The organism is Dietzia sp. B44 (assembly GCF_014145245.1).
Taxonomy (GTDB): Bacteria; Actinomycetota; Actinomycetes; order Mycobacteriales; family Mycobacteriaceae; genus Dietzia; species Dietzia natronolimnaea.
The window spans coordinates 1,413-5,325 of the sequence record NZ_JAALEF010000129.1 but is presented as its reverse complement, the minus strand read 5'-3'; the positions used below and the strand labels follow the sequence as shown (position 1 = coordinate 5,325).

General features: G+C 69.6%; 5 protein-coding genes. 3 read left to right on the top strand and 2 right to left on the bottom strand.

Going from position 1 to position 3,913, the window contains the following annotated elements:
- Positions 1-2 precede the first annotated feature (2 nt).
- Positions 3-824: an HpcH/HpaI aldolase/citrate lyase family protein gene (locus G6017_RS05145; protein WP_179526319.1), complete on the bottom strand. Its 822-nt coding sequence runs from the start codon at positions 822-824 to the stop codon at positions 3-5.
- A gap of 200 nt (positions 825-1,024) precedes the next feature.
- On the opposite strand from G6017_RS05145, the gene G6017_RS05140 reads away from it, so the two are divergent.
- Complete coding sequence (locus G6017_RS05140) at positions 1,025-2,032, top strand: efflux ABC transporter ATPase subunit, DrrA-related (RefSeq protein WP_179525890.1); 1,008 nt, start codon at positions 1,025-1,027, stop codon at positions 2,030-2,032.
- Entirely contained in the window at positions 2,029-2,895 is an 867-nt protein-coding gene (locus G6017_RS05135) for an ABC transporter permease (protein WP_179525889.1), read from the top strand. Before G6017_RS05140 ends, G6017_RS05135 begins: the two co-directional genes overlap by 4 nt.
- A 14-nt stretch (positions 2,896-2,909) precedes the next feature.
- Here the strand turns inward: G6017_RS05135 and G6017_RS05130 are convergent, their stop codons facing one another.
- Positions 2,910-3,416, bottom strand: a complete 507-nt coding sequence (locus G6017_RS05130) for a hotdog fold domain-containing protein (protein WP_182616239.1) — start codon at positions 3,414-3,416, stop codon at positions 2,910-2,912.
- Positions 3,417-3,586: 170 nt separating this feature from the next.
- Here G6017_RS05130 and G6017_RS16705 point away from each other — a divergent pair.
- Positions 3,587-3,913: alpha/beta fold hydrolase (locus tag G6017_RS16705; RefSeq protein ID WP_241731381.1), on the top strand; the 327-nt coding region annotated here is incomplete at its 3' end.

The following is a 3,913-nucleotide window of genomic DNA, read 5'->3' as shown; positions in this document are numbered from 1 at the left end:
GGTCAGCGCGCGACGGCGTAGGCCTGCGCGAGGTGCGCGATCTTCTGCGCGCGGGCCAGCCGCGGAAGGTCCGCGCCGTCGCGGCACCGCTCGCCGCCGGGCCCCAGCTCGTCGATCACTGACTCGGCCCACGAGACGTCGGCGGCCGAGGGGGACAGGACCTCGTTGATGTACGGGGCCTGGTCCACCCGCAGGCACAGCTTGCCGGTCATGCCCATCTCGACCGCGTGCTCGGCGGCGTCCATGAGGACCTGGGTGTCGTTGGAGATGGTGGGCCCGTCGATCGGCGGGGCCACTCGCGCGACCCGACTGGACACCACGAACTGCGAGCGGGTGTAGGCCATGGCGATCTGCGAGGAACCGATGCCGGTGTCACGGCGGTAGTCACCGATGCCGAACGCCAGGCGCACCACCTGGTCGGTCTTGGCGATCTCCGTGGCGGCGGCCAGACCGTCGGCGGACTCCACCAGCGCGACGATCGGTGTGTCCGCGGCCAACCGGGCGGCCGTCAGCGAGACGTGCTCCGGGTTCTCGGTCTTGGCCAGCATCACGCCGTCGAGGCCGGGGCAGTGGCCCAGGGCCATGAGGTCCTTCTCCCACTCGGGGGAGCGGACGTCGTTGATCCGGACCCAGGCGTGGTTGCCGGCCTCGAGCCACTGGCGGACCTCGCGGCGCGCGCGTTCCTTCTCCGACTGGCGGCACCCGTCCTCGACGTCCAGGACCACGACGTCCATCTCGGAGTTCACGGCCGCGTCGAAGCGCTCGGACTTGTCGGCAGGCAGGAGCAGCCACGAACGGGCGATCGTCGGCGGGATGGTCGACATGGGGCTCATGGGTACCGGTCATCCTTTGTTCGAGAGACGGTTCGCCGCGGGACGCGAGACGTCGCGCGGCAACCTCCCCACGATACGTTGCCCCGGTCGTGGCGTTCCACACGGTGACCAGGAAGCCATAGGACGCGATCGGTCCTCATTGGCGGACCTGCGTATTGACTACCGTTTCCCGGCGCGGCACTCTTTGGCGAGTGAGTACCAGACTGGCGTCCGACGCCCCGGCGATCGAGGCGGAACACCTCGTCAAGAAATTCGGCGACTTCACCGCCGTCGATGACATCTCCTTCTCCGTCCCCACCGGATCGGTCCTCGGACTGCTGGGGCCCAACGGGTCCGGCAAGACCACCACCATCCGCATGATGACGACCCTGAGCCCGCCCACCTCCGGCACCGCCCGCGTCGCCGGGCACGACGTGATGGGTGCCCCGGCCGAGGTGCGCAAGGCCATGGGCCTGACCGCGCAGGCGGCCACCGTCGACGAGCTGCTCACCGGGCGCGAGAACCTGCGCCTCATCGGGGACCTGTACGGCCTGCCCAAGAAGATGGTCAAGACGCGCGCCGACGAGCTACTGGAGAAGTTCTCGCTCAGCGACGCCGCGACCAAGGTCGCCAAGAGCTACTCCGGGGGCATGCGGCGCCGGCTCGATCTGGCGGCCAGCCTCGTCGCGGCCCCGCCCGTGCTGTTCCTGGACGAGCCGACCACCGGGCTCGACCCCCGCTCGCGCAACGAACTCTGGGACGTCCTGCGCGACCTGGTCCGCGACGGAACCACACTGTTGCTCACCACGCAGTACCTCGACGAGGCCGATCAGCTGGCCGACCGGGTGATCGTCATCGATCACGGCAGCGTCATCGCCGAGGGCACCCCGTTGCAGCTCAAGGACCGCTCCGGTGCGGCCAGCCTGGTCATCACCGTCTCGAGGCCGGACGACGTCGACGAGGCCGTCCGCGTCCTCGACGGCCGGATCGGGGAACTGCACGTCGACCGCGACGCGCGTCGGCTCACCGCGCCGTCGGAGGGCGTCTCGGCGCTGGCGGGGATCGCCACCGCGTTCACCGACGCCGGGATCGAACTCGACGACATCGGCCTGCAGCGCCCCAGTCTGGACGACGTCTTCCTGTCCCTCACCGGACGCAGGGCCGAGGACACCGCGGACGCCGCGGACGTCGAGACCATCGAACAGGAGAACCGGGTATGAGCACCGTCGCCGACCCCACCCACACCTCGGCCACCCACGAGCGGTTCGCGATGCCGGTCCGTCACGAGGGGCCGCCGCTGAGCCGGCAGATCTCCGCGCTGGTGCGCCGCAACCTCTTCCACATCCGGCGCCAGCCGGAGAACCTGGCGGACGTCACCATCCAGCCGGTGATGTTCGTCCTGTTGTTCGCCTTCGTGTTCGGCGGCGCGATCGCGGTGGCCGGCGGCGTGAACTACCGCGAGTGGCTGCTGCCGGGCATCATGGCGCAGACCATGGCGTTCTCCTCGTTCGTCGTGGCCGCGGGACTGTGCAACGACCTCAACAAGGGGATCATCGACCGCTTCCGGACCCTGCCCATCCAGCGCGCGTCGATCCTCATCGCGCGTAGCGCGTCCAGCCTCATCCACTCCTCCATCGGAGTGGTGGTGATGTCGCTGACGGGGCTCGTCGTGGGGTGGCGGATCCGGAGCGGGATCGTCGACGCCGTGCTGGGCTACCTCATCCTGCTGGGCTTCGGGTTCGTCATGATCTGGATCGGGATCGTCGTGGGCTCCCGGCTCAAGACCATCGAGGCGGTCAACGGTGTCATGTTCACCACGATCTTCCCCATCACGTTCCTCGCCAACACCTTCGCGCCCCCGGAGTCGATGCCGTCGTGGCTGCGGCCGGTCGCCGAGTGGAACCCGCTGGCCTCGGTCGTCCAGGCGATGCGTGAGCTCTGGGGCAACGCCCCCGCCGTCGGACCGGATGCCGCGCTGCCGTTGCAGCACCCGGTCCTCGCGTCACTGTTGTGGATCGTGGGGCTGACGGTGATCATCGCCCCGATCGCCGTCAAGGCCTTCGACGCCCGGACCCGCGACTGACGCGCCCGCGACCGTCAGCGCTTGGTCTTGGGGGAGACCCGGATGGTGATGGAGCCGACCACCGGTTCGACGCCGGCGTCGTCGACGAAGCGCAACGGGACGTCGATGTCCTGCCCGCTGGTGATGGCCGAGAAGTCGGGGATCTCGGTCCACTCGGCGGTGACGGTCAGGCCGCCGGTCGACATGGCCGGGTAGCGCACGTTCATGCCCACGGGGATCCACCGGTGGGTGGCCGGCACGGTGGCCTCGGCGAGCACGCCCATCGCCATCTCGGCCAGGTTGAGGGCGGCGATCACGTGGAAGGTGCCGATGTGGTTGCGGTTGCCCCACCAGCCCGGGCCGCGCACCTCGCAGCGTCCGGGCCGCACGTCCACCACGTGCGGGAGGACGGTGCGGAAGTAGGGGGCCTTGAGGCTCACGGCCGCGCTGAACAGGCGCGAGCCGAAGGGCAGCCGGGTCGCCTTCTGCCAGAGGCGGTGCAGGGAGGTGTCCGGACTGTCGCCAGGGGTGTTGTTCGTCATGGCGGAGAGGTTACCCGCCGGTAAGTTCGGCATGAGCGGCACGCGCGCGATAGCCACGACGGTGAGTGGTTGACATCACACCGCGGCGGCCCTAGGGTCGTCAAAACTGAAGTTGGTTCGATGCTTCGATCGGGGTCCTGATGTCGTTTCTTCTTGTGCACGGTGCGGGGATGGGTGCGACCAGCTGGGATCGGCTGATCCCGCACCTGAACGGGCCGGCAGTGGCGGTGGACCTCCCCGGGCGGGGAGCCCGCGCCCATGTCGACCTGCGCTCGGTGACCCTGGACGACTGCGCGGCGGCGATCGTCGCGGATGCCGTCGACTCGGGGCTCAGCGACATCGTCCTGGTGGCGCACTCCTTCGCCGGGGTCTCCGTTCCGCGGGTGCTCGCGGAGCTGTCGGAGCGGGTCGCGCACGTGGTGTTCCTCTCGGCGGTCGTCCCTCCCGACGGTTCCAGGGTCCTGGACGAGATCGACCCGGGGGTGCGTGAGGCGGTC